This is a genomic window from Amycolatopsis sp. A1MSW2902 (assembly GCF_017312175.1).
GTDB lineage: Bacteria > Actinomycetota > Actinomycetes > Mycobacteriales > Pseudonocardiaceae > Amycolatopsis > Amycolatopsis nivea.
The window spans coordinates 1,191,197-1,213,215 of sequence record NZ_QJPO01000001.1 but is presented as its reverse complement, the minus strand read 5'-3'; the positions used below and the strand labels follow the sequence as shown (position 1 = coordinate 1,213,215).

Sequence of the window (22,019 nt, the reverse complement as noted above, 5' to 3'; positions counted from 1 at the left end):
TTTCCGTATTCAGCTGGCACGGCGCTCAGACGCCGTCAGCACTGCGACGCGGTCAAGCGCGCAACGGTTGCCACCTTTCCACGTAGACCGTGCGCGGGGGCTCGAAATCGACCACCAGAACGGGTGTTCCCACGGCGAACGTGGTGTCCGGCTCGGCCGGATAGGCGTAGAAGGCCTCGGTGCCGCCGCGGACGCTGAGCAGCACCTCGCCGATCAGCCCCGGCCCGACGGTGCCGGTCACCCGGCCGCGGCTGCCGATCATCCGCCGAACCCCCGGATCTTGACCTTGGTGCCCTTCGGCACGAACGTGCCCGGGGCCGGGTCCTGCTGCAGGACGAAGTCGAAGCCGCCGTGCCCGTGGCCGTTGCCGTCGCCGCCCTTGCGGTCGACCTCGAGCCCGGCCGCCTTGAGCGCGTCCGCGGCCTGGTCGAACGGGCGGTACCGGACGTCCGGGACCTGCACCGCGTTCGAGACGTAGACCTTGACCTTCTTCGTCCCCGGCGAGCCCGCGCCCGGGTCAGTACGGGTGACCGCCCCGGCGGGCACGGTCTGCGAGAACTCCTCGCCGCCGTCCTGCGGCTGGAATCCGGCCTGCTTGAGGATCTGGAACGCCTCGTCCTTGGACCGCCCGGTCACGTCCGGGACCGGCGGAAGCGGCTCCGGGCCCTTGGACAGCACCAGCGTGACCTGGCCGCCGACGTCCACCGGGGTGCCCGCCGCCGGGCTCACGCTCACGACGGTGCCCTGCGGCGCGGTGTCGCTGTACTCCGGCGTGCCCTGGACGACGGTGAGCTTCTGCTCCTGGATCGCCTTCGTGGCCGTGTCGAGCGCGGTGCCGACCTGGATGTTCGGCACCTTCGGCTTGCCCTTGGACACCACCACGGACACGGTGGCGTCCTGGTCGAGCGTGGTGCCCGGGGCCGGATCCACCTTGATGACCTTGTAGGCCTCGACCGTGTTGTCGAACTCCTGGCTGTAGCGCGGGTTCAGCTTCGCCGCGCGCAGCTGGTCGCCCGCCTCGGCCTGGGTCAGCCCGGCGAGCTTCGGCACCGTCGTGGTCGTGACCTTGGAATCGCTGAGGATGAACGCGAACGCGCCGATCAGCCCGCCGAGCACGAGCACCCCGGCGATCGCCAGCGCGATCAGCTTGCGCTTGTCCCGCGGCTTCCGCGGCTCGTCCGGCGCGGCGGAGGGCCCGGCGCGCGGCGGTACCGGAGGCGGCGGCGCGGCAGGCACGGCGCGGGTCAGGGCGCGCGTGCCGCGGGGTCCGGAGACCGGCATGGTCTGCTGGTCAGCCGGCACGTTCTGCTGGACGGCCGGAATGTTCGGGAGGGTGCGTTCGACGTCCGACACGCGGTCGCCGTCCGGCGGCGGGGGCACCGGCACCGCGACCGGCTGCAGCCCCAGTTCGGCGCGCGCGGCTTGCAACTGCGCGAGGAACTCGTTCGCGTCGGCCGGGCGCTGCTCGGGATCGCGGCGGGTGGCGCGCAGGACCAGGTCGTCGAGCGCCGGCGGCAGGTCCGGCCGCAGCTCGCTCGGGCGCGGGACATCGTCGTTCACGTGCCGGTAGGCGACCGAGATCGCGGTGTCGCCGGTGTAGGGCAGGCGGCCGGTGAGCATCTCGTACAGCAGGATGCCCGCCGAATAGACGTCGCTGCGGGCCGTGGTGTCGCCGGTGGCGACCTGTTCGGGGGCCAGGTAGCCGACAGTGCCCAGGATGACGCTCGAGCTCGTGGTGCCCGCGCTGGCGACCGCGCGGACCAGGCCGAAGTCGCCGACCTTGACCACGCCGCCCGCCAGCTGCCCGCTGCGGCCGATGAGCACGTTCTCGGGCTTGACGTCGCGGTGCACCAGCCCGGCGGCGTGCGCGGCGGCCAGCGCGGCCAGCACCGGCTCCGCGACGCTCAGCGCGAGCGAGACGTCCAGCTGGCCCTGCTCGTCCAGCAGGTCGCGCAGCGTGCCGCCGTTGACCAGCTCCATCACCAGGAAGGCGAGACCGGCGTCCTGGCCGGCCGGGGTGTCGAAGCCCTGGTCGTGCACGGCGACCACGTTCGGGTGATGCAGCTGGGCGGCCGAACGCGCTTCGCGCACGAACCGGTCGACGAACGACCGGTCGTCGGCGAACCGCGGATCCATGATCTTGATCGCCACCGCCCGGTCGAGGCGGGTGTCGAGGCCCCGGTAGACGGCCGACATCCCGCCCCTGGCCAGCAGCTGGTCAACGCGGTACCGGCGTTCGAGCAGGGTGCCGACGAGGCTGGGCTGGGTGCGCGTCACGGTGGGCAATCGTACGGAAGGGCGCGCGTGCCGGGGCGGGTCACCCGTGCGTAGCAGTGGCCCGGACGGGGGAATGTGGCACAGTGTCACGTGTGAGTGGGATTCCTGTCGCCGACGACATCCTCGACGCCGCGGTCGCGGTCAAGCCGTTGCCGGAGGTGGCGGCCGCATTGGGCGTGTCGGCCAACAAGGTGCGCCAGATGCTGCGGGACGGCGAGCTGATCGCTGTCCGGCGCAAGGGCGAACTCTGCGTGCCCGGCGATTTCTTCGTGAAGGACGGCATCGTCAAGGGGCTGGGCGGCACGATCACCGTGCTCGCCGACTCCGGGTTCAGCCGCACCGAGATGCTGCGCTGGCTCTTCACCGCCGACGACACGCTCCCGGGCAGCACGCCGATCAACGCGCTGCGCACCAGCCACGGCACCGAGGTGAAGCGGCGCGCGCAGGCGATGGCGTTCTAGCCCCGTCCCGCATTGCTCCGGTCGGGCTGACAACAATTGCCCTTCCGGACAGAACCCGCGTTTTTCGTTGACGCGGTCAATTGGTCTGGTCCATCGTCGGAAACCGTCCTGAAAATCCTGCTCGGCCGCATGCTGGAGAGGAGCATCGGGCATGGGAGGACGGGTTTCCGGAAGACGCTGCGCGCTCGCGTCGGCGGCGCTGGTGCTGGGCGGTTCCGCTTTGCTGGCACCGCCTGCGGCCGCTGAGACCGCGCCCTTCGCGGCGGTGCCGCAAGCGCGGGAAGTGACGCTGGTGACGGGGGACCGGGTCACAGTTTTCCCGGGACCGAACGGCGGTACGAATTACGCCCTTTCGTCGCCGCCGCGCACCGCTTTTCAGTCGTATCAAGCCGACGGCGGCGACCGTTACGTCATTCCGAGCGACGCCGTTCCGTTTCTCGGAAAGCTGGACAAATCGCTGTTCGACGTCACCGCGCTCGCGCGGTTGCGGCCCGGGAACACCCCGCTGGAGATCACTTTCCCGGCGGGCGCGGCCCCGGCGGCGCTGCCTGGCATCACGCTCGGCTCGGCCGCCGGGAACACGGCGACCGGCACCCTCGTTTCCGCCGCCGAATTCACCGCTGACCTGCACCGACGCCTCGCCGAAGACGCGTCCGCCGGCCGTCCGGCGGGCAGCAGCGCGCTGCCCGCGACGATCCGGCTGGCCGGTGCGCCTCGCGAACAGCAGCCGCGCTACCCGATGAAGATCCTCGAACTCCGCCTCGCCGATCTGCAGGGCCGCTCGGTCAACGGAATGGTGTCGCTGATCAACACCGATTCCTCGGCCAAGCTGCTGCGGCACGTCGATGTCGACGGCGCCACCCGGATCGCGGTTCCCGAGGGCCGTTACGCCGCGTCCGCGACCTTCTCCGACTTCGACAGCGCCGGCAGCGTGACCGCGACGCGGACCTCGTGGGTCGAGGGCTTCGTCGTCGGCGACTCGCCGGACGTGCAGGTCCTGACCGTCGAGGAGAAGTACGCGACCGCCGAGGTCAAGGTGGCCGCGCCGAAGTCGGCCACGCAGGACCTGCTCACCACCAACTTCTTCCGCGAGGACCCGACCGGCCGCGGATTCGCAGTCGGCATCTCAGGCGGCAAGACCAAGCAGTACGTGCGGCCGGTGCCGAAGCCGGATCAGGGCCTGCTGCACTACGTCGTGCAATGGGGCGGCAAAGCACCCAAGCCCGAAGACCGGTACCGGGTGGATCTTTCCTTCGCCACCGAGGGCATCTCCGAGAACCAGTCGTTCTCCACAAAGGACAGTGAACTCGCGACGGTCCGCGACCGGATGTACGCCGATCCCGCGGACAAGATGCCGGTCGCGATCGACAGCGGTCCGGTCGACCCGGTGATCCGGCGGCACGGCCTCGGCGCGAGCGGCTTCTTCATCCCCGCTCCCGGGGTGCTGACCGACTACCTCGGCACCACGCACACGAGGGAATGGGTGCAGTACGAGCAAAAAGGCTCGTCGTACCAGCTGATGACCGCCGATCCGCACCCCTATCGGCCGGGCAGCACCACGACCGTCGACTGGTCCCGCGGTCCGCTGTCGGCCGGTCTCGGGCAGTGGCAGCGAGACCGGCTCTGCGAGGCCTGCTACTCCGGCGGTACCGTTTCGGTCGCGATTCCGGCGTTGCGGGACAGCGTGCCGGACCACACCGCACTTCCGCTGTTCTACGCTCCGCGGCTGCATTTCTCCCTGTACCGCGACGATCAGCAGGTCTTCGACCAGGACGGCACCTACGGTGTGTCGGTCGACGTGCCGAAGACGCCAGCGACCTTCCGCGGCGTACTGGACGTCGACCGGACCGCTATTCCCGGCGTCAGCCAAGCCGGAAAACTGCGCACCGAACTGACCCTGCGATACGACCCGGCGGCGGGCACCGCGCTGCCGTCCCCGCATCGCTGCCGGGCCAGCGACCCGACTCAACCGTGCCGGATCCTCGGTGCGCTGACCGTCGACTACCGGCTGGATTCCGATCTCTCCACGACGTCGTCCTCGCCGGTGCAGATGCTGGAACTGCACGTCGGCCACGCGGCGTACAGCGGTGCCGGTTCCCATTCGCCGATCACCTCGGCGACGGTCTCGGTGTCCGTCGACAACGGAGCCACCTGGCAGCCCGCCCAGGTCTTCGGACTGTTCGGCGAATACGTGGCGGTCTGGCGGAATCCACCGGCCGGGACTTCGCCCTCGCTGAAGGTGACCGCGCAGGACCTGGCGGGCAACGCGATCACCCAAACGATCAGCAACGCCTACACCGTCGGGAAGGCCCAGCGATGAAACGCATCCTGGCTGTGCTTATTCTCCTCGGCGCGTTCATCCCGTCCGTCGCGTCCGCTGCTCCACGAGACATCTGCGGTCCCGCCGCGCCAGGATTCGCCCGCTGTTACGCCAAAGTGGACAGTCGGACTGCCTTGCGCGCCACCGGCTACAACCCCGCTGACCTGCGTTCCGCATACCGCCTGCCCGACACTGGCGGCGCTGCCGAAACGATCGCCATCGTCGACGCTGGCGACGCCCCGACCGCCGAAGCAGACCTGGCGGTATATCGACAAACCTACGGCCTCCCGCCCTGTACCACGGCGAACGGCTGCTTCCGCAAAGTCAACCAGCACGGCGATGCCACGCCCCTCCCGCCGCAGCAAGGCGACTGGCCGGTGGAGACCGCGCTGGACCTGGACATGGCTTCCGCCGCCTGCGCCCAGTGCAAAATCCTGCTGGTAGAAGGAGACGACGCGTCCTTCGACGCACTCGGCACCTCCGTGGACACTGCCGTGAAACTCGGCGCGACGATCGTGTCGAACAGCTACGGCGCGCCCGAAAGCCACTGGTCCGGCGATTTCGCCGCGCATTATCAGCATCCCGGCGTCGCGATCGTCGCGTCGAGCGGTGACGGCGGATTCGCCGCACCCAACGCGCCCGCGGTGTACTCGAGTGTCGTCGCGGTCGGCGGCACGTCACTGTCCAAAGCGGACAACGCGCGCGGCTGGACCGAATCGGTGTGGATCGGTGCGTCGAGCGGATGTTCGGCTTGGGTGGCGAAACCGTCGTGGCAGAAGGATCCGAACTGTCCCGGCCGGACCGTCGCCGACGTCGCCGCGGTAGCCGATCCCGCCACCGGACCCGCCGTTTACGAGACCACAGTCCTGTCCGGCTGGAGTGTGGTCGGCGGGACCAGCGCGTCGGCGCCGTTCATCGCCGGAGTCATCGCGCTGGCCGGGCACCACGACCAGTACCCGGACGCTTCGCGGCTGTATTCGGGGAAGCTCAACGATGTCGTCAGCGGAAACAACGTCGGCTTCGAGGAATGCGGTGACTACCTGTGCACCGGCGTCCCGGGATACGACGGACCGACCGGCAACGGAACCCCTAACGGACTAGCTGCTTTCTGACCGTCCACAACGGATGCGCGACCGCCGCGACCACCTGCATCCCCGCCGCCGCGGCCAATCCGGCGGCGGGGGAGCAGGCAGCCAACGGCCCGGCCACCGCGTTGCCCAGCGCAATTCCGGCGATCTTGATGCTCGCCGCGGTGGTGAACACCTGCGCCCGCATTTCCGGCGGCGCTTCCCGATGCCGCACCGCGAACAACGACGCCAGCTGCGGTCCTTCGCCAACCCCGGTGAGCGCCACCGCAGCCACCAGCAGCACTGCGTTTGGTGCCGCTGCCGCCCCCGCGAGCCCGATTCCGATTGCGATGGTGCTCAACTGCACCGCACGGTCCGGCGAATACGACCGTCGCGAAAGGACGGTGTTCGCCAGCAACGACGCGACTGACAATCCGACGAGTAGCAACGTCCCGTATCCCGCGCTGCCGAGCCGCTGCGCGCCGACCAGCGGATAGCAGACGAACGCCATCCCGATCCCGACGCACGACAACGTCGAGGTCGCGGCCGACTGCCGCAACGCGGGATTGCGCACGAGAACCGTGGCCGCGGCAAAGAATCGCGACGGCTGCTTGGCGGTACTCCCGGGCAGCCGCCACGCGAACGGCACCGCAACCAGCATCAACCCGCCCGCGAGAACCACGGCGACCGGAGCCCCCGCAGTCGCGGCGAGCACTCCGGCCAGCCCCGGCCCGACGAGCGCTGCCGCAGTGAACGTCATCGCGTCAAGCGTGCTCGCCTTGCCGAGCTTCTCCGTCGGTACGAGCGCGGGCACCTGCGCGGTCCACCCGCCGCCGATCGCCGGCGCCAGCAACCCGGTCACCACCGCAATCGCCACCACCAGCGCAAACGGCACCTGTCCGAAAAGCGCAGTGATCGCCGTCAGCCCCGCCGCATACCCGACCAACCCAACCGCCAGGATCCGTCCTGGCGTACGCGACCGGTCCAGAACCGCGCCCAGCACCGGCCCGCCCACCGCCGCCGCGATCGTGAGCCCGGCCAACAACGTCGACCCGGCGACGGCTCCCGAAGCACCCACGCCCAGCAGCAACACCGCCGGACCGGACAGCTCGTCCCCAGTGCGCGCGGCAGTGGCCCCGGTGAGATACGCCGCGAATCTGTAACGGCTTGTCACCATCAAGATGTTACAGTGAGGCATGCCTGGAACGCAGCCGGATTTCGCGGGCCGCTCCGCCCGGGACGCGGTCCGTCGTGCTGTAGCGCTGCTCGATGTGCTGCTGACGGAGGACCCTGCGCCGGAATCGGTAGGCGCAGTGTTGGTCGAGCACGGAGAACCGCAACTCCAACTTTCCGCACGCGAAGTGGTCGAGCTACGCGCCGCCGCGCTGGAACTGCGGGAGGTCTTCGCCGCACCAGACGCCGCTTCGGCCGCCGAGGTGTTGAACGCGCTGTTCACCGCCTACGCCGGACCTCCGCGCCTGACCGCACACGACGACAACTTCGGCTGGCACCTCCACGTCGACGCATCCGACGACGGCCCGTGGGGCACCTGGCTGATCACGTCCTCCGCGCTGGCCTTGGCCACCTTGCTAGCCGACCGCCAAAGCGCCCCCGGCGGCCTGTGCGCGTCGCCGTCGTGCGGAAAACCCTTCGCCCACCTAGGCGGCGGCAGCCCGCGCCGGTACTGCTCTTCCCGTTGCGCCACAAGGGAACGCGTCGCCGCCCACCGGGCCCGGCTAACCTGACGCTCATGGAAATCCTGTCCCTGGCGGACTTCACGAGCTTCGTCCGAGCCAACCCGCTAGGCGTCGTCGCGACCACCACCGCGAACGGCCACCCCGAAGCGGCCCTGGTCAGCTTCGCCGTCACCCCGGACGGCTCGCTGCTGTTCAACACCCACCGCACCGCCCGAAAAGTGGCCAACCTCCGCGCCAACCCGCGCACCGCCGCGGTCATCGGCTGCACCGACACGGTTTCTGTCCAAGTCGAAGGCGAGGCGGTTATCGAATCCGGCACTTCCCGTCGCGACGCAGGCCAGGTGTACCTGGAACAGTTCCCCGGCTCCCGCGCCTTCGACGAGGCTTTCGCCCTCATCCGCCTGACCCCGGATTGGCTGCGCTCCTACGACGCCAGCGCCGATCCAGCCCAAATCAGCGAAGGCACCCCGGCCTGGCACTGAGCGCACGCTGCACCAGCGCGGGCACCGCGACCGCAACCCGTCGCCCCTTGCCCACCACAGCGCGTCGGTTCAGCACGGCGTAGTCCATGGCTTCGATCTCGTCCAAAATGCCTTCGTACAACGTGATCGACGTCCGCACACAAGGCCGAGACTCCGGCCGCAGCAACGCAATCCCGGCCTCGGCCCGCCGATAAACCGCCCGTGTCCGCGAAACCGCCACCGCGAACGCCGCCCGCACGCGTGGATCGGCACGACCCTGGCGACGCGCGTCGACCAGCCTCTCCCGGTCCACCCCGAACGCCGCCAATTCCTCGGTAGGCAGGTACAACCGCCCGCGATCGAGGTCCTCGCCGACATCCCGCAGGAAATTGGTCAGCTGAAACGCTTCCCCCAACGCCGCCGCACTCGGCGCGGCTTCCTCCAGCGGCGCGACAGTCCCGAACACCGGCAGCATCTGCAGCCCGATCACGCAAGCCGAACCGTAGATGTACTCCCCGAGATCGGCGTAGGTCGCGTATTCCGCGACCGTCAGGTCCATCCGCATGGAATGCAGGAACGCATCGATGAGCGGACGACCGATGTCGTAGCGGCGCACCGTATCGGCAAGGGCGGCCAGCACCGGGTCGGCTGGCACCCGCCCGTCGTAAACCTCGTCCACCAGCCCGGCGACCTTGTCCAGCGCGACCGCCGGATCGGTGCCGGGCTCGGGGTTGTCGACCAGTTCGTCGGCCATCCGCGCGAAGCCGTACAGCGCGTGCGCGGCCGGCCGGGCCCGCGCCGGAAGCAGCCGGGTGGCAAGGAAAAACGTGCGCCCGTGGTGGGCGTTGATGCGCCGGCACGTCGTGTAGGCAGCACGCAGCGCGGGCTCGGCGATACCGGCCGCGTCGAGTTCGCTCACCGGCCGGTGATCCTTTGCGCGGCGAGCCGTCCGGAGATCAGCACCGGCGGAATGCCGACCCCCGGCGTCGTCCCGCACCCGGCGAGCACCACGTTTTCCGCCGCCCGCACCAGGTTCGCGGGCCGGTCTGGCGGAAGGTGTGCGCGAGCGAGAACGGCGTCCCGGCGGCCAACCCGCGCGCCGCCCAGTCGGCCGGAGTCAGCTGTTCGTCCACAATGTACTCGTCGCGGAACCCGGTGAGCCCGCGCGCTTCCAGCGTACGCAGCAGTTCTTCGCGATAAGCCGGGCCGACGCGCGCCCAGTCGATCGGGCCGGTGGTCAGGTTCGGGGTCGGAGCGAGTACGGAGACGATCTCGCCGCCGTCGCCGGCGAGTGTCGGCTCCGTCGCGGTCGGACGCGTGACCAGCAGCGACGGATCGCTCATCAGCTTGCCCTCGCGGACGATCTCGGCAAAGGTCCGTTCCCACGCCTGGCCGAAGAAGATCGTGTGGTGGTCCAGTTCCGGCCACGAACGGTCCGCGTGCCCGTGCAACACGAAAGCCGACGGCGAGTACTTCAACGGCAGCACCCGCCGCGGACGCGCGCCAATCAGCCGGTACGCCGCCGAAAGCTCTGTCGCGAGCACCACGGCGTCACACTCAATACGCTCGCCCGAGCGCGTGCGTACAGCGCGTACGCGGGACGACACTCGCTCAAGCCAAGCAGCTTCCGTACCGAAGCGCAGTTCGGCCCCAGCGCGCGTCGCAGCGTCGGACATCGCGCGGGCGATCGCGCCCATGCCGCCGCGCGGGTAGTACACGCCGCCGACAGTGTCCATGTACGCGATGACGCCGTACGCGCCAAGCGCACGCGTCGGATCGAGACCTGCGTACAGCGCCTGAAAAGAGAAGAGCCGCCGTACGCGCTCGTCGCGCAAGAAGCTGGAGACGCGCGGCCCCAACCGGCCGAAGCCGCCCAACGCCGCGAGCTTCACGAGTTCCGGCCGGACCAAATCCAGCGGCGAATCGAAGTTCGCGCCGATGAAGTGGTCCTTCTGCGCCGCGTACAGGTCAGTGAGCCACCGGCGCAGCCGTCGGTAACCGTCCGCCTCGGCCGGACCGGCGAACGACCGGATCTCGGCCTCCATCGCGTCGCCGTCGGTGTGCACGGCGAGCGTGCTGCCGTCTGCGAACCGAGCCCGGTACGCCGGGTCGAGCCTGGTCAGCGGCACAGTGTCGGCCAACGATTCGCCGACCACGTGCAGTGCTTCGTCCACCAGTTCCGGCATGGTGAGCACGCTGGCCCCGGTGTCGACCGCGTTCGCGCCGAAGTCCTGCTGACCGGCCCGTCCGCCGGGCATCTTCTGCTGCTCCAGCAGCGTCACCCGCCGTCCCGCGCCGAGCAGGTGCAGCGTCGCCGAGAGCCCGGCCAGCCCGGCGCCGACGACCACGACGTGGTCGGCGGGCCCGTTCACCGTGCGCATCAGAACTTCCGCTGGGTAGCCAGACGGATCAGCTCGGCGAGCGCCGACGGAGCGGGCTCGGCCAGGTGCGCGCGGTCGAGCGCGGCGTTCGCGGACGCGGTCAGCTCGTCGATCTGACGCTCCACCGCGGCGACCGCGCCGACCGAGGTCAGCGCCTCGCGCACCTGGTCCACGGTGCCGCTGGTCAGGTCGGCGGCCCCGATCGCGCCGGCGATCACCTTGGCCGCGGCGTGGTCGCCCTTCTCCGCGGCGAGCTGCAGGCCGAGCGCCACGAGCAGGGTTCGCTTGCCCTCGCGCAGGTCGTCCCCGGCGGGCTTTCCGGTGACCGACGGGTCGCCGAACACGCCGAGCAGGTCGTCCCGCAGCTGGAACGCCACGCCGACGTCGCCGCCGAACTCCAGGAGCGTGGCGATCAACCGGTCGTCCGCCCCGGCGAGCGAGGCGCCGAGGTGCAGCGGCCGCTGGACGGTGTACGCGGCGGTCTTGAGCCGGTCGATCCGCAGCGCGGCCTCGGGCGAAGCGTCGCCGACCGCCTGCGTGCGGACGTCGAGGTACTGCCCGGCGAGCACCTCGGTGCGCATCGCGCGCCAGGCCGGGCGGGCCGCCGCGATCGTCTCCGCGGGCAGCGGGGCGTCGGCGAACATGTCGTCGGCCCAGGCCAGCGCCAGGTCTCCCACCAGCACCGCGCTGGCCAGCCCGAACACCGACGGAGTGCCGAGCCAGCCGCGGTCGGCGTGCAGTTTCTCGGCGGCCACGTGCACGGTCGGCTTGCCGCGGCGCGAGTCGGAGGAGTCGATGAGGTCGTCGTGGATCAGCGCGCACGCCTGGATCAGCTCCAGGCTCGCGACCGCCTGCAGCGCGCCCTCGGCGAGCGGGCCGGACGCCGCGCCGCCCGCGCCGCGCCAGCCCCACCAGGCGAACGTCGGCCGGATCCGCTTGCCGCCGCCCAGCACGAAACCGGACAGCGCCTCGATCCCGGCCGCGACGCTCGGCTCGGTGCGCAGGATCTCGCTCCCCGCCCGGCCGAGGAAATCGGCCAGCGCACGCTCCACGTGCGCGGGGAGGTCGGCGTCGAATCCGGGCGCGTCCATGCCCTCATCCTCCGGGACGAGGGCGGCCGGGGTCACGCCGGGCGCCCCCGGATGTGGCGCACCAGACGCGGTCAGCCGCTCCGGAACGCGTCAGGACGGCCGCTCGCCGCGAAGTACTCCGCCGCCTCGGCCGGTCCGCGCGGCCGGTAGCCGGGTTCGAGACAGCCCTCGTACCAGTCCTTCGCGAGGTGCCACAGCGCGTCGAGCCCGAGCAGCTCGCCCGGACTGTCCACACAGGATTCGGCGCAGTACAGCCGCTGCTTCGCCCGGTCGCCCGCGAGCTGGTCGGGCGGGGCCGGGAAGTACGCGACCTGCGCGCCGCCCGGCGGCCGGTCCCGCCGCACGACCAGCGCGGACGGTTCGCCGCAGCCCGGACAGCGCGTCGCCACCAGCACCTCGGGCTCGCCGGACACGAGGTGCGGGATCGCGAACGAATCCCAGGCGCATCCGCCCCACCACATGGTGTGCTCGCCCATCACCGCGAACCCGAGCGGGACCGCCGCGAACGGCGCGGCCAGCGCCACGTGCTCGCATTCGTCGAGCCACAGCCATCTCGGGTCGGCCATCCGGTGCAGGGCCTGTTTCGCCACCGCGAGCGACCCGTGCGCGGCGTCCGCCAGCTCGGGCGCGGTGGGCGGGCGGCCGCGGGTGGAGAACGCGCGGTAGACCGCAACACGCACGTCGTCGTCCCAGGCCAGGTCGTCTTCACTGCTCATGGCTCGCCTCCCCGCAGGGTTCGCCCCTGACGGTACGCGCCGTGGCCAAGCCCACCCGGCAACTCTGCCGCGGGCCGAAGCGAGCCACTACCATTTCCCTCCATGACGTCGGTGATCGAAAGGCTGCGGGGGGACGGGCCCGCGTTCTCCGTCGAGTTCTTCCCGCCCCGCGACGAGGCCGACGAGGCCGTCCTGTGGAAGGCCATCCGCGAGCTGGAACCGCTGGACCCGGCGTACATGTCGATCACCTACGGCGCGGGCGGTTCGAGCCGCGACGGCACCATCCGCAGCATCGCCCGCGTCGCCACCGAAACCACGCTCTGCCCGATGGCCCACCTCACGGCGGTCGACCATTCGGTGTCCGAACTGCGGAACGTGATCGGCTGGTACGCGGCGGTCGGCGTGCGCAACATCCTCGCCCTGCGCGGCGACCCGCCCGGCGACGTCTACGGCGACTGGGTGCCGCACCCCGAGGGCCTCACCTACGCCGAGGAACTGGTCGAACTGGTCCGCTCGCTCGGCGACTTCTGCGTCGGCGTCTCGGCCTTCCCGTACGGCCACCCGCGTTCGGCGGACCTGGAGTCGGACACGAAGCACCTGGTCCGCAAGTTCCGCGCGGGAGCCGATTTCGCGATCGCACAGCTGTTTTTCGAGGCAGAGGACTTCCTGCGACTGCGCGACCGGGTCGCCGCCGCGGGCTGCGACGCGCTCGTGCTGCCCGGCATCATGCCGCTGACCACCCTGCGCACGCTCCACACCACGATCAAGCTCTCCGGCGCTCCCGCGTCGCAGCGGCTGCTGGACCGGCTCGAACCGTTCTCCGACGACCCCAAGGCGTTCCGCGCGGCCGGTCTGGACTGGGTCACCGAACTGTGCGAGAAACTGATCGCCGAAGGCGTGCCCGACCTGCACTTCTACACCTTCAACCGGTCCAAGGCGACGCGCGAGGTGGTCACCCGGCTCGGACTGGTGCCCGCCCGCGCGTAACTCCGTGGGCTGGGGGCGCCCCCGGCCGGTAGCGTGCCGGACATGGCTTCCACCGAACAGAGCGTTCCGGAGATCTGCGACCGGTACGTCGACGATTACGTGGCCGTGGACCCGGTCGCGGCCACCATGCTCGGCGTCGCGGGCTACGACGACCAGCTGACCGACTATTCGCCCGCGGGCCACGACGCCCGCGCGGACCTGGCGCGGCGCGCGCTGGCCGCGGTGAACGCCGCGCAACCGGCGGACGCGGGGGAGCGGGTCGCGAAGGCCGTGTTCACCGAGCGGATCGGCCTCGAGCTGGAGATCCACGACGCGGGTCTCGACGCGGCCTCGCTCAACGTGATCGAGAGCCCGGTGCAGGGCCTGCGGATGGTCTTCGACCTGATGCCGACCGACACCCCGGACGACTGGGCGAACGTCGCGGCCCGGCTGCCGAAGGTGCCCGAGGCGCTGGCCGGGGTCCGCGCGGCGCTGCTGGCCTCGGCCGACAAGGGGCGGGTTTCCGCGCTGCGGCAGGTCTCGAAGGTCGCCGAGCAGTGCGAGACGTGGGCCGGGCTCAAGGACGGCCCCGGTTTCTTCGCCAGCATGGTCGCCGACGCGGGCGTCGATTCCCTGAAGTCCGACCTGGCCGCGGGCGCGCGGGCCGCGGACGAGGCGTTCGCGGAGTTCGCCGGATTCCTGCGTGCCGAACTGGCCCCGAAGGCCCCGGTCAAGGACGCCGTCGGCGAGGACACCTACCGGCTGTGGTCGCGCTACTTCATCGGCGCGGAGCTGGACCTGCGCGAGGCCTACGAGTGGGGCTGGCACGAATTCTCGCGGCTGGAAACGGAAATGCGCGCGGTCGCGAACCGCATCAAGCCCGGCTCGACGCCCGCGGAGGCCGCGGCGGTGCTCGACGCCGACGCGCGCTACCGCATCCAGGGCCGCCCGCAGTTCGAGGCGTGGATGCAGCAGCTGTCCGACGACGCGCTGAAGTCGTTGCGCGGCAAGCACTTCGACATCCCGGACCGGCTGATGGCGCTGGAGTGCAAGATCGCCCCGCCCGGCGGCGGTGTCGGCGCGTACTACACCGGGCCGAGCGAGGACTTCAGCCGTCCCGGCCGGATGTGGTGGTCGCTTCCCGCCGACCGCAACGACTTCACGACCTGGCGCGAGGTGTCGACGGTCTACCACGAGGGCGTCCCCGGCCACCACCTGCAGATCGCGACGGCGGTCAACCAGGCCGAGACGCTCACGAAGTACCAGCGGCTGATGACGTTCATCTCGGCGCACGGCGAGGGCTGGGCGCTGTACGCGGAACGCCTCATGGAGGAACTGGGCTACCTCTCCGACGACGGCAACCTGCTCGGCATGCTGTCCGAGCAGCTGTTCCGCGCCGCCCGCGTCGTGGTCGACCTCGGCATGCACCTGGAGCTGGAAATCCCGGCGGGCACCGGATTCCACGAGGGTTCGCGCTGGACGCCGGACCTGGGCCTGGAGTTCATGCTCACCCGCACGATCACCGACCAGGCGCACATCCGCGACGAGATCGACCGCTACCTCGGCTGGCCGGGCCAGGCCCCCTCGTACAAGCTCGGCGAACGCCTGTGGCTCGCCGCGCGCGACGACGCCCGGGCGCGGCAGGGTGCGGCGTTCGACATCAAGCAGTTCCACACCAAGGCCCTGCAGATGGGCGGCATGGGACTGGACACCCTGCGCGAGCAGCTGGCGCAGCTGGACTGAGACTGCTTTCCCGGGCCGGTGTTCCCGCACCGGCCCGGGTGTCTTTCCCCCATGGTTACCGCTCAGCTCATCGAAACGGCCCGGCTGGACCTGCTGCCGCTGTCCGTCTCGCACGCCGAGGAGATGGCCGTCGTGCTGTCGGATCCGGCCCTGCACACCTACATCGGCGGCGCTCCGGATTCCTTGGCCGCCCTCCGCTCGCGCTACCAGCGGATGACCGCGGGCTCGCCCGATCCGGCGGTGTCCTGGCTGAACTGGGTGATCCGGCCGCGCGATTCCGGCCTCGTGGGCACTGTCCAGGCGACGGTCAGCGGCTCGGTCGCCGAAATCGCCTGGGTGGTCGGCACTCCGTGGCAGGGCCGGGGCATCGCCACCGAAGCCGCGCGCGGGCTTGTCGCGTGGCTCGACCGGCGGCCGGTGGACGCGATCGTCGCCCACATCCACCCGGAGAACCGGGCCTCCGCCGCGGTCGCCGCCGCTATCGGGCTCACGGCCACCGACGAGCGGCAGGACGGCGAGATCCGCTGGCGCCGCACGCCACAAACCCGTTGATCGGCTCCCCGGCCTCTGGTTAAGCTCCCGCCCGTGCAGTGGCTCCTCGTCGTCATCCCACCACCAGCCTCCTGAGCGGGGCAGTTTTCGCCGCGTGCGCCCGAACCGGGCCCGCGGCCACCGGATGACGTCCTGAACCGGCCGGCACACGCTGCCCCGCGTCGTCGATTTCCGATTCCTTCGACGCAGGAGCCCACTTCCGAATGTCTATTGCCGTACCTTCGCGCGCCCGCTCGTCGGCCGCCCTAGTCGTCGCCGGCGTGCTCTGGGGAACCGGCGGCCTGTCCGGGTCGCTTCTCGGCCAGCAAGCCGGCCTGCACCCGCTGGCCGTCGCCGCCTACCGTCTGCTCATCGGCGGTGCCGCGAGCGCCGCCTTCGTCGCTCTCACCGGCGGACTTCGCCTTCCCGCCAAGGAAACCTGGCGTCGTCTCCTCCTTGTCGGCGCGCTCTTCGCGCTTTTCCAAACCAGCTACTTCGCTGCCGTCGCGCTCAGTTCGGTCAGCGTCGCGACCATGACCACGATCGGCGCCGCTCCCGTCGTGCTCACGGTGGTCTCCGCGGTACAGCACCGCCGCGCGCCCCGACTGTGGACACTGGTGTCCGTCGGCGGTTCCGTCGCGGGGCTGGTGCTGTTGCGGTGGTCGCCGGAGACCGCGACGTCACCCGCCCGACTGGTCGGCGGCCTAGCCTTCGCGCTGCTCGCGGCGACCGGTTTCGCCGTGCTGACGCTCGTCACAGCGGAGCCCGTCGCCGGCCTGGAACCGTTGGCTACCACGGCATTCGGCTGCCTGACCGGCGGTTTGCTGCTGACCCCCGCCGCGCTGTGGTTCGGCATGAGCCTGCCCGCCCACGCCGACGTGCTGCTGCTGGCCGGGTACTTCGGCGTTGTCCCGACAGCCGTCGCGTACGCCGCGTACTTCCGCGGCCTCGGCGGTGCTCACCCAGTGCTGGGCGCGCTGTCCGCGCTGCTGGAACCGCTTACCGGGACCGTGCTTTCGGTCATTTTCCTGCACGAACGGCTGAGCGCGTTCGCGTGGGGCGGTGCGGTGCTGCTCGTCGCGGCACTCGCGGTCGGCTACTGGCGGCCGGAGCCCCGATGAAGACGCCCGCACGCAGCTGGTTGCGCAACTTTCACGGACTGTCCGCATTCTTGGAGATTTCGCCACGAACGGGTGACGGATTCCGCTACGGTGCCGCCTATGTTCACCGAAAACCGAATATTCCGGACATCGGCGCTGGTCACGGGGGCGGCGCTGCTGGCCTTGCTCGCGGGCTGCGGCGGTGGCTCGGCCGCGGGCACCGCACCGCCTGCCAGTGCGAAACCCCCGATCACCGACCCCGCGGTCCAGGCGGCGGCCCTGCGGACCGTGGATCCGTGCGCGCTGCTGGACGCCAAGACTCTCGGCGGCCTCGGCACTCCGGACCAGTCGAGCCTTTCGTCGTCCGAATGGGGCGAGTGCAGCGTCAACGTCAAGGACTCCGGCGGCAAGACCGTCGAACTGGTGCTGCGCGTCGGCGACCAGCTGATCATGTCGAAGGACCCGGTCGAGAAGCTCGAAGGCCTGCCGCTGGTCGTCGACGACGACAAGCCCGGGTCGTGCTGGGTCTCGGTCGTGACGTCGTTCGAACAGTCGCTGGGGATCACCTTCCAGACCAAGGCCCCGGGCGGCGACGCCTGCGCGCCCGGCCGCGCGGCGCTGACCAAGGTCGTGCAGGCACTGCACAGCGCTCCGCCGCAGTACAAGCAGGCACCCGGTTCCGTGCTCACCACCGACCCGTGCGCGGTGGCCGGCAAGCAAGCCGTGGAGAGCGCGTTGGGGCAGAAGTCCTTTGTGGAGCCCAAGAGCCTGCACGAATGCGACTTCTGGTCCGGCGACGACACCCACTACCCGCAGGTTTCGGTGCACCTCTACCAGGGCCTGCCCGCCGACGCCGAGGACGGCCAGCCCGCCGACCTTGGCAACGGCGTCACGGCCATCCAGAAAAAGGACGAGGACAGCAGCGTAGTCAGCTGCGACGCGACCTGGCGCAAGATCGAAACCCCGAAGGACGACGAAGCGCACGGGTACGGCGAGATCGTCTCCGTGGAGTTCAGCGGCGAGCCCGCCAGCGGGCTCGACTCCGCCACCGCCTGCACGAAGGCGGTCGCCGTGGCCAAGACAGTGGCACCGTCGCTCGGCCACGCCTGATCACTCGCGAATCGCGCGGGCCTTCTGGGGGCCGGTTAACGCGGTAGGCGAGCGCGCCGTGCGCCCGGTTCGACATCGGGCGCACGGCGGTCCTACTGCGTTTCGAGCGGCAGCGCCCGCCCGAGAATCGCGAACGGGCGCGGGTCGCCGGTGAACTGGTAGTCGCGCAGAACGTCGACGAACCCCATGCGCCGGTACAGCTTCCACGCCCGGCTGGTGCCCTCCGGGGTGGAGAGCAGGACGTTCGCGCTGGGCACGCCGTCGAGCAGCCGGCGCAGCAGGTCCTCGCCGATCTGCTTGCCCTGGTTCTCCGGGCGCACGTGGATCTCGGTGAGCTCGAAGTAGTCCGTCAGCCAGCGTTCGGCTTCCGCTGTTCCGGAGCGGCGGGTGAGACCGTGCCGGACCTGCTCGTGCCACCACTGCCCGGCGCGGCCCTTGTAGCCGTACGCGATGCCGAGCAGGACGCCGTTGTCGTCGAGAGCGGCCATGCAGCGCCAGCCCTCGCGCAACGCGTGCGTGAGCCACATCGGCGCGCGCTGCTCGGCCGTGCCCTCGGGGTAGCGCATGGCGTTCACGTAGATCGCCAGCGCTTCCGGCAGCCGGGACCGGAACTCGTCGGCGGAGAGCTGCACGTACCGGGAGCACCCGGAGGAGGACATCGCGGTCACAGTCGACCATCCTCCCCTTCGCTCGCGAGATCGCCGGGGGTGCCCCCGGTGAGGGTGACGAGTTCGTCGAACGTCGTCGGGAAGACCGATTTCGGATGCCCCGCCGCGGCCCACACCTCGGAGTACCCGCGCAACGCCGTGTCCACGAGCGTCACGAGCCGCTCCGGATGCCCGACCGGCGCGACGCCCCCGATCGGCTGCCCCGTGTGCTCCCGGACGAACGCCGCGTCCGCCTTGCCGGCTTCGGCGACCCCGGCGAGTTCCGCCAGCCGGGACTCTTCGGCCCGATGCGCCCCCGAGGTGAGGGCAAGCACCGCGACCTCGGCCCCGTCAGCCGCGCGGCCCCGGAAAACCAAACTGTTCGCGATAGCGCCGACCGGCACCCCGAGCGCCTCCGCGGCCTGCGCGGCAGTGCGCACTTCAGCGGGCAGCACCCGCACTCCGGCAGCGGCAGCGTGCAGCCCGGCCTCGCCCAGCGCGGCGGTGACCTTGGCGACAGCGGGATGGTCGTGGGTGCTCACCCGGTTATGAGACCACGCCAGTGCAGCCGTGTCCCGCACCACGTGCCCGGATTCCACCGGCGGGGTTGAGCGGACTCGCCGGCGCGGCTACTCTGGAAACAGATCGAACAGACGTTCGATACCCGGTGGGAACGCGCCGGCCGGTCCCGGGGTGGGGGAAGCACCTCGGGCCCCCGGCCGGCCCCACCCGAGCAGGAGGAGGGTCGCCATGTCCGTCTCGGTCGTGTCCCCCGCGGACCGTGCCCCCGAGGCACACCGACCTGGCGCGGTGGGCGAACAGCTGACGTTCGGCGCGCCGGTGGAACGGCCGGGTGCTGCTGGTGCTGCTCATGGGTCGGGTTCGGGGGTCGTGTCTGCTGCTTCGGCTCCGTCGGCCGCTCCGGTGACTGGCGCTGCCCAGCCTGGCCTCGATCTTTGGCCCGCGGCGGAGAACGGTGCTGCCGCTTCGGCGGCTGGTCCCGCTCAGTCGCCTTCCGCGGAATCGGGCTTCGGCTCGTCGTCCGAGTCCGCGTCCTCCGCTTCGGCAGCTGACGCCGCGAAGGCCAACACCACTCCGGCAGCCACCCCCGCGCTGCCCTTCGCGTCGGAAAACACCCCAGCCCCACAGCCCGAACGCCCCTCAACCCTCAAGCCCACCGTGCACCACGTCCCCGAAAACACCGTGCCCAGCGCCCCGCCCCCGAGGCAGGTCGTCCACCGCACCCGGGCCGCGGTCCGGCCCTCCGCCGAGCCGTCCGCTCGCCGCTCCGGTGCCAAGGTCCAGCCGCAACTTCCGCTGTCCCTGCGTCCGCCGGCCCCGCCCGAGGCGGTCACCCTCCTCGCCCAGGCCAACCGCGGACTCGACCACGCGGACAATGAACGCGACCCAGCCGAACGCTTCATCGGCGCCTACCTGGCCGCCCTGCGCGGTGCGGGTGCGGTGCTCGCCGTCCGGGGCCGTCCGCGCCGGGGTCGGGGTCGTCCGGCCAGCGGCTGGGTGCTGCTCGACGCCGTCGCCCCCGAGTTGCGCGAATGGTCAGCGTTCTTCGCCGACCATTCGGAAACCCGGGCCGCCGCCGAAGCCGGCATCAGCGGTCGCGTCACCGCCGAGCTGGCCGAGAGTCTGCTGCAGGCGACCGCCCAGTTCCTCGAACTGGTCCGCCGGGTCGTGCACGGCCTGCCGATGTCCGGGGAAGCCCATGTCGCGTGAACTCGGCACGGTCGACCACGGCCGGCTGCTCGAGGCGTTCTCCGCGGAGGCGCACCTGCTGGGGGAGGTGGCGCACTCGGCGTCACCCGATTCGCCGGTGCCCACCGCCCCCGGCTGGACGTTGAACGAGCTGCTCAAACACGTTGGCTCCGTCTACTGGCAGGTCCTCGGCTGGATCCGCGAAGGCCGCCGCCCCGAACCGTGGCGCGAGCCCCTGCCCGGACAGCCGGTGGCCGACTTCTACTCCGTCGCCCGCACCGAACTCGAAGTCGAACTGGCCAACCACGACCCGGCCACCCGGACCGCCACCTGGTGGTCCGCCGACCCGACCCACGGTTTCTGGCGCCGCCGCATGCTCCACGAAACCCTCGTGCACCGAGTGGACGCCGAGAACGCAGCCGGAATCGGCGATTCGACCGTGCCCGACGACCTGGCCGCCGACGGCGTCGACGAGGCCCTCACCCTCTACTTTGGACACAAGCTCACCGCCATGGGCATCTCGGGAACCCGAAACGGCACAGTGGGTTTCCACACCGGCGGCCACAGCTGGATCGCGAGAGCAGGCCCCGGCGAAACGGAGGCCTGGCGCTGCTCTCCCCGAGAAGCCGACGCCGCGGACGCGATCGTCACCGGCTCGCCCGCGAACGTGTACCTCTGGCTGTGGGGGAGAGTCCCGGTGACCATGGTCCACACCGACGGAGACCACGAGCTGTCCGCCCAAACCTGGGCCCTGCTGCGACTGGCCACCAGATAGCGTTCGAGAACCGAAAGCGGGGAAGCTTCCCGGTTCTGCGCTGTTTCCTCGACCACCGTGGCGATCCGGCTGTGCCGGCAAGCGTGATACCCCCGCGCTTGCCGGCACAGTTCTTTTACCGACCCCGCGAGCGGCCGTTTTTGTCGGCCCTGCCCGCTACCGTGGCGACATGGCAACACGTCTGGCCAACCTGGTCACCGCCGCCGAAGAACCAGCACGCCTGGCCCGCTTCTGGTCCGACCTCCTAGGCTGGCAACTCACCGCGAAATCCCCAGCCGAGGCAGCAATCCAGCCCCCACCCGACGACGGCTGCGACCTCACCCTGGTCTTCGCCGCGACCTCCCGCCCGAAGACCACCAAAAACCGGCTCCACCTGGACCTTTCCAGCACCTCCGGCGAGAACCAGCGCGAAACAGTCTCCCGAGCCGTGTCTTCAGGAGCACGCCCGATCGACATCGGCCAGCGCAACGTCCCGTGGATCGTTCTGGTCGACCCCGAAGACAACGAGTTCTGCGTACTCGAACCCCGCGAGGAATACGCCGATTCCGGTGCCATCGCAGCGATCGTCGTCGACGCACAAGACCCCGCGCGTCTGGCCCGCTTCTGGTCCCCGCTCACCGCGTGGCCGATCACCGCCGACGAGCCCGCCATCACCACCCTGCGCAACCCCACCGGCCGCGGCCCCACTCTCGAATTCCTGCGCGTGAACACCCCAAAACACGGCAAAAACCGCCTCCACCTAGACCTGTCCGGCGACGACCCAGCTGAAACCGACCGCATCCAAGCCGCCGGAGCTCGCCTAATCGGTACCACTCAGCCCGACGCTGCTCAGGCCGACTTCACCGACCCGGAAGACAACGAATTCCGCCTGCTGTTCCCAATCTGACCCGCGCCATTGTTTCCCGCAGATCACACATTCCCGGCCACCCTCTGACAGACCCGAAACACCACAAGACGCCCCCGGTT

At 70.6% G+C, this 22,019-nt stretch carries 21 protein-coding genes and 1 pseudogene; 13 read left to right on the top strand and 9 right to left on the bottom strand.

Annotation, left to right across the window (positions count from 1 at the left end; translation table 11 throughout):
* Positions 1-52: 52 nt before the first annotated feature.
* Both DMP23_RS05625 and pknB read right to left on the bottom strand, forming a co-directional pair.
* Positions 53-262 carry a hypothetical protein gene (locus DMP23_RS05625; RefSeq protein ID WP_037809693.1) on the bottom strand — a complete coding sequence of 70 codons (210 nt, stop codon included), beginning with the start codon at positions 260-262 and terminating at the stop codon, positions 53-55.
* A complete protein-coding gene (pknB, locus tag DMP23_RS05620) occupies positions 259-2,277 on the bottom strand; it encodes a Stk1 family PASTA domain-containing Ser/Thr kinase (RefSeq protein WP_337820355.1) in 2,019 nt (672 codons plus the stop codon). Before pknB ends, DMP23_RS05625 begins: the two co-directional genes overlap by 4 nt.
* A 92-nt stretch (positions 2,278-2,369) precedes the next feature.
* Between pknB and DMP23_RS05615 the strand changes: the two genes are divergently transcribed.
* The 3 genes from DMP23_RS05615 to DMP23_RS05605 all read left to right on the top strand — a co-directional run bounded on the left by DMP23_RS05615 (position 2,370) and on the right by DMP23_RS05605 (position 6,170).
* Complete coding sequence (locus DMP23_RS05615) at positions 2,370-2,738, top strand: Rv2175c family DNA-binding protein (RefSeq protein WP_037809697.1); 369 nt, start codon at positions 2,370-2,372, stop codon at positions 2,736-2,738.
* A gap of 151 nt (positions 2,739-2,889) precedes the next feature.
* Complete coding sequence (locus DMP23_RS05610; protein WP_337820354.1) at positions 2,890-5,058, top strand: hypothetical protein; 2,169 nt, start codon at positions 2,890-2,892, stop codon at positions 5,056-5,058.
* On the top strand, positions 5,055-6,170 hold the full coding sequence (locus DMP23_RS05605) for a S53 family peptidase (protein WP_337820353.1): 1,116 nt from the start codon (positions 5,055-5,057) through the stop codon (positions 6,168-6,170). The genes DMP23_RS05610 and DMP23_RS05605 overlap by 4 nt, the downstream gene beginning before the upstream one ends.
* On the opposite strand, the gene DMP23_RS05600 is transcribed toward DMP23_RS05605, so the two are convergent.
* Positions 6,148-7,302: an MFS transporter gene (locus DMP23_RS05600; RefSeq protein WP_337820352.1), complete on the bottom strand. Its 1,155-nt coding sequence runs from the start codon at positions 7,300-7,302 to the stop codon at positions 6,148-6,150. The two genes, DMP23_RS05605 and DMP23_RS05600, sit on opposite strands and share 23 nt — an antisense overlap.
* Before the next feature lie 19 nt (positions 7,303-7,321).
* On the opposite strand from DMP23_RS05600, the gene DMP23_RS05595 reads away from it, so the two are divergent.
* Both DMP23_RS05595 and DMP23_RS05590 read left to right on the top strand, forming a co-directional pair.
* On the top strand, positions 7,322-7,870 hold the full coding sequence (locus tag DMP23_RS05595; RefSeq protein WP_134730318.1) for a CGNR zinc finger domain-containing protein: 549 nt from the start codon (positions 7,322-7,324) through the stop codon (positions 7,868-7,870).
* Between the two features lie 5 nt (positions 7,871-7,875).
* Positions 7,876-8,304, top strand: coding sequence for a pyridoxamine 5'-phosphate oxidase family protein (locus DMP23_RS05590; RefSeq protein ID WP_337820351.1), 429 nt, complete (start codon positions 7,876-7,878; stop codon positions 8,302-8,304).
* Here the strand turns inward: DMP23_RS05590 and DMP23_RS05585 are convergent.
* The 4 genes and pseudogenes from DMP23_RS05585 to merB all read right to left on the bottom strand — a co-directional run bounded on the left by DMP23_RS05585 (position 8,276) and on the right by merB (position 12,471).
* A complete protein-coding gene (locus tag DMP23_RS05585; RefSeq protein WP_337820350.1) occupies positions 8,276-9,202 on the bottom strand; it encodes a phytoene/squalene synthase family protein in 927 nt (308 codons plus the stop codon). The genes DMP23_RS05590 and DMP23_RS05585 overlap by 29 nt on opposite strands.
* Positions 9,199-10,664 (bottom strand): annotated as a pseudogene (gene crtI / locus DMP23_RS05580) (phytoene desaturase family protein). The gene DMP23_RS05585 and the pseudogene crtI overlap by 4 nt, the downstream one beginning before the upstream one ends.
* Positions 10,664-11,755 (bottom strand): polyprenyl synthetase family protein, encoded by a 1,092-nt coding sequence (locus DMP23_RS05575; RefSeq protein WP_037809708.1) that lies wholly within the window; start codon positions 11,753-11,755, stop codon positions 10,664-10,666. Before DMP23_RS05575 ends, crtI begins: the two are co-directional and overlap by 1 nt.
* Positions 11,756-11,826: 71 nt before the next feature.
* Positions 11,827-12,471, bottom strand: coding sequence for an organomercurial lyase (gene merB, locus DMP23_RS05570; RefSeq protein WP_037809711.1), 645 nt, complete (start codon positions 12,469-12,471; stop codon positions 11,827-11,829).
* Positions 12,472-12,573: 102 nt separating this feature from the next.
* Between merB and DMP23_RS05565 the strand changes: the two genes are divergently transcribed.
* The 5 genes from DMP23_RS05565 (at position 12,574) to DMP23_RS05545 (ending at position 17,921) form a co-directional block, all read left to right on the top strand.
* Positions 12,574-13,458, top strand: a complete 885-nt coding sequence (locus DMP23_RS05565) for a methylenetetrahydrofolate reductase (protein WP_037809712.1) — start codon at positions 12,574-12,576, stop codon at positions 13,456-13,458.
* Between the two features lie 42 nt (positions 13,459-13,500).
* Positions 13,501-15,180 (top strand): DUF885 domain-containing protein, encoded by a 1,680-nt coding sequence (locus DMP23_RS05560; RefSeq protein ID WP_337820349.1) that lies wholly within the window; start codon positions 13,501-13,503, stop codon positions 15,178-15,180.
* A 51-nt stretch (positions 15,181-15,231) separates the two neighbouring features.
* A complete protein-coding gene (locus DMP23_RS05555; RefSeq protein ID WP_337820348.1) occupies positions 15,232-15,732 on the top strand; it encodes a GNAT family N-acetyltransferase in 501 nt (166 codons plus the stop codon).
* Positions 15,733-15,935: 203 nt separating this feature from the next.
* Positions 15,936-16,832 (top strand): DMT family transporter, encoded by an 897-nt coding sequence (locus DMP23_RS05550; protein ID WP_134665870.1) that lies wholly within the window; start codon positions 15,936-15,938, stop codon positions 16,830-16,832.
* A 99-nt stretch (positions 16,833-16,931) separates the two neighbouring features.
* A complete protein-coding gene (locus DMP23_RS05545) occupies positions 16,932-17,921 on the top strand; it encodes a DUF3558 family protein (RefSeq protein ID WP_337820347.1) in 990 nt (329 codons plus the stop codon).
* A 92-nt stretch (positions 17,922-18,013) separates the two neighbouring features.
* On the opposite strand, the gene DMP23_RS05540 is transcribed toward DMP23_RS05545, so the two are convergent.
* Positions 18,014-18,589: a GNAT family N-acetyltransferase gene (locus tag DMP23_RS05540; RefSeq protein WP_037809718.1), complete on the bottom strand. Its 576-nt coding sequence runs from the start codon at positions 18,587-18,589 to the stop codon at positions 18,014-18,016.
* A complete protein-coding gene (locus tag DMP23_RS05535) occupies positions 18,586-19,110 on the bottom strand; it encodes a YbaK/EbsC family protein (protein ID WP_275291460.1) in 525 nt (174 codons plus the stop codon). The genes DMP23_RS05540 and DMP23_RS05535 overlap by 4 nt, the downstream gene beginning before the upstream one ends.
* Positions 19,111-19,318: 208 nt before the next feature.
* Here DMP23_RS05535 and DMP23_RS05530 point away from each other — a divergent pair, with 208 nt between their 5' ends.
* From DMP23_RS05530 to DMP23_RS05520, 3 genes are all read left to right on the top strand, one after another.
* Positions 19,319-20,299, top strand: coding sequence for an SAV_6107 family HEPN domain-containing protein (locus tag DMP23_RS05530; protein ID WP_337820346.1), 981 nt, complete (start codon positions 19,319-19,321; stop codon positions 20,297-20,299).
* Positions 20,289-21,053 carry a maleylpyruvate isomerase family mycothiol-dependent enzyme gene (locus tag DMP23_RS05525; RefSeq protein WP_337820345.1) on the top strand — a complete coding sequence of 255 codons (765 nt, stop codon included), beginning with the start codon at positions 20,289-20,291 and terminating at the stop codon, positions 21,051-21,053. The genes DMP23_RS05530 and DMP23_RS05525 overlap by 11 nt, the downstream gene beginning before the upstream one ends.
* A 169-nt stretch (positions 21,054-21,222) precedes the next feature.
* Positions 21,223-21,939, top strand: coding sequence for a VOC family protein (locus DMP23_RS05520; protein WP_337820344.1), 717 nt, complete (start codon positions 21,223-21,225; stop codon positions 21,937-21,939).
* Positions 21,940-22,019 lie beyond the last annotated feature (80 nt).

What these genes read in the sequence shown, in the direction of transcription:
- merB (WP_037809711.1), bottom strand. Translation starts at nt 12,471, where the DNA reads ATGAGCAGTGAAGACGACCTGGCCTGGGACGACGACGTGCGTGTTGCG.
- DMP23_RS05565 (WP_037809712.1), top strand. Translation starts at nt 12,574, where the DNA reads ATGACGTCGGTGATCGAAAGGCTGCGGGGGGACGGGCCCGCGTTCTCC.
- DMP23_RS05600 (WP_337820352.1), bottom strand. Translation starts at nt 7,302, where the DNA reads ATGGTGACAAGCCGTTACAGATTCGCGGCGTATCTCACCGGGGCCACT.
- DMP23_RS05595 (WP_134730318.1), top strand. Translation starts at nt 7,322, where the DNA reads ATGCCTGGAACGCAGCCGGATTTCGCGGGCCGCTCCGCCCGGGACGCG.
- DMP23_RS05550 (WP_134665870.1), top strand. Translation starts at nt 15,936, where the DNA reads ATGTCTATTGCCGTACCTTCGCGCGCCCGCTCGTCGGCCGCCCTAGTC.
- DMP23_RS05525 (WP_337820345.1), top strand. Translation starts at nt 20,289, where the DNA reads ATGTCGCGTGAACTCGGCACGGTCGACCACGGCCGGCTGCTCGAGGCG.
- DMP23_RS05590 (WP_337820351.1), top strand. Translation starts at nt 7,876, where the DNA reads ATGGAAATCCTGTCCCTGGCGGACTTCACGAGCTTCGTCCGAGCCAAC.
- DMP23_RS05545 (WP_337820347.1), top strand. Translation starts at nt 16,932, where the DNA reads ATGTTCACCGAAAACCGAATATTCCGGACATCGGCGCTGGTCACGGGG.
- DMP23_RS05560 (WP_337820349.1), top strand. Translation starts at nt 13,501, where the DNA reads ATGGCTTCCACCGAACAGAGCGTTCCGGAGATCTGCGACCGGTACGTC.
- DMP23_RS05530 (WP_337820346.1), top strand. Translation starts at nt 19,319, where the DNA reads ATGTCCGTCTCGGTCGTGTCCCCCGCGGACCGTGCCCCCGAGGCACAC.
- DMP23_RS05555 (WP_337820348.1), top strand. Translation starts at nt 15,232, where the DNA reads ATGGTTACCGCTCAGCTCATCGAAACGGCCCGGCTGGACCTGCTGCCG.
- DMP23_RS05610 (WP_337820354.1), top strand. Translation starts at nt 2,890, where the DNA reads ATGGGAGGACGGGTTTCCGGAAGACGCTGCGCGCTCGCGTCGGCGGCG.
- DMP23_RS05625 (WP_037809693.1), bottom strand. Translation starts at nt 262, where the DNA reads ATGATCGGCAGCCGCGGCCGGGTGACCGGCACCGTCGGGCCGGGGCTG.
- DMP23_RS05520 (WP_337820344.1), top strand. Translation starts at nt 21,223, where the DNA reads ATGGCAACACGTCTGGCCAACCTGGTCACCGCCGCCGAAGAACCAGCA.
- DMP23_RS05575 (WP_037809708.1), bottom strand. Translation starts at nt 11,755, where the DNA reads ATGGACGCGCCCGGATTCGACGCCGACCTCCCCGCGCACGTGGAGCGT.
- DMP23_RS05605 (WP_337820353.1), top strand. Translation starts at nt 5,055, where the DNA reads ATGAAACGCATCCTGGCTGTGCTTATTCTCCTCGGCGCGTTCATCCCG.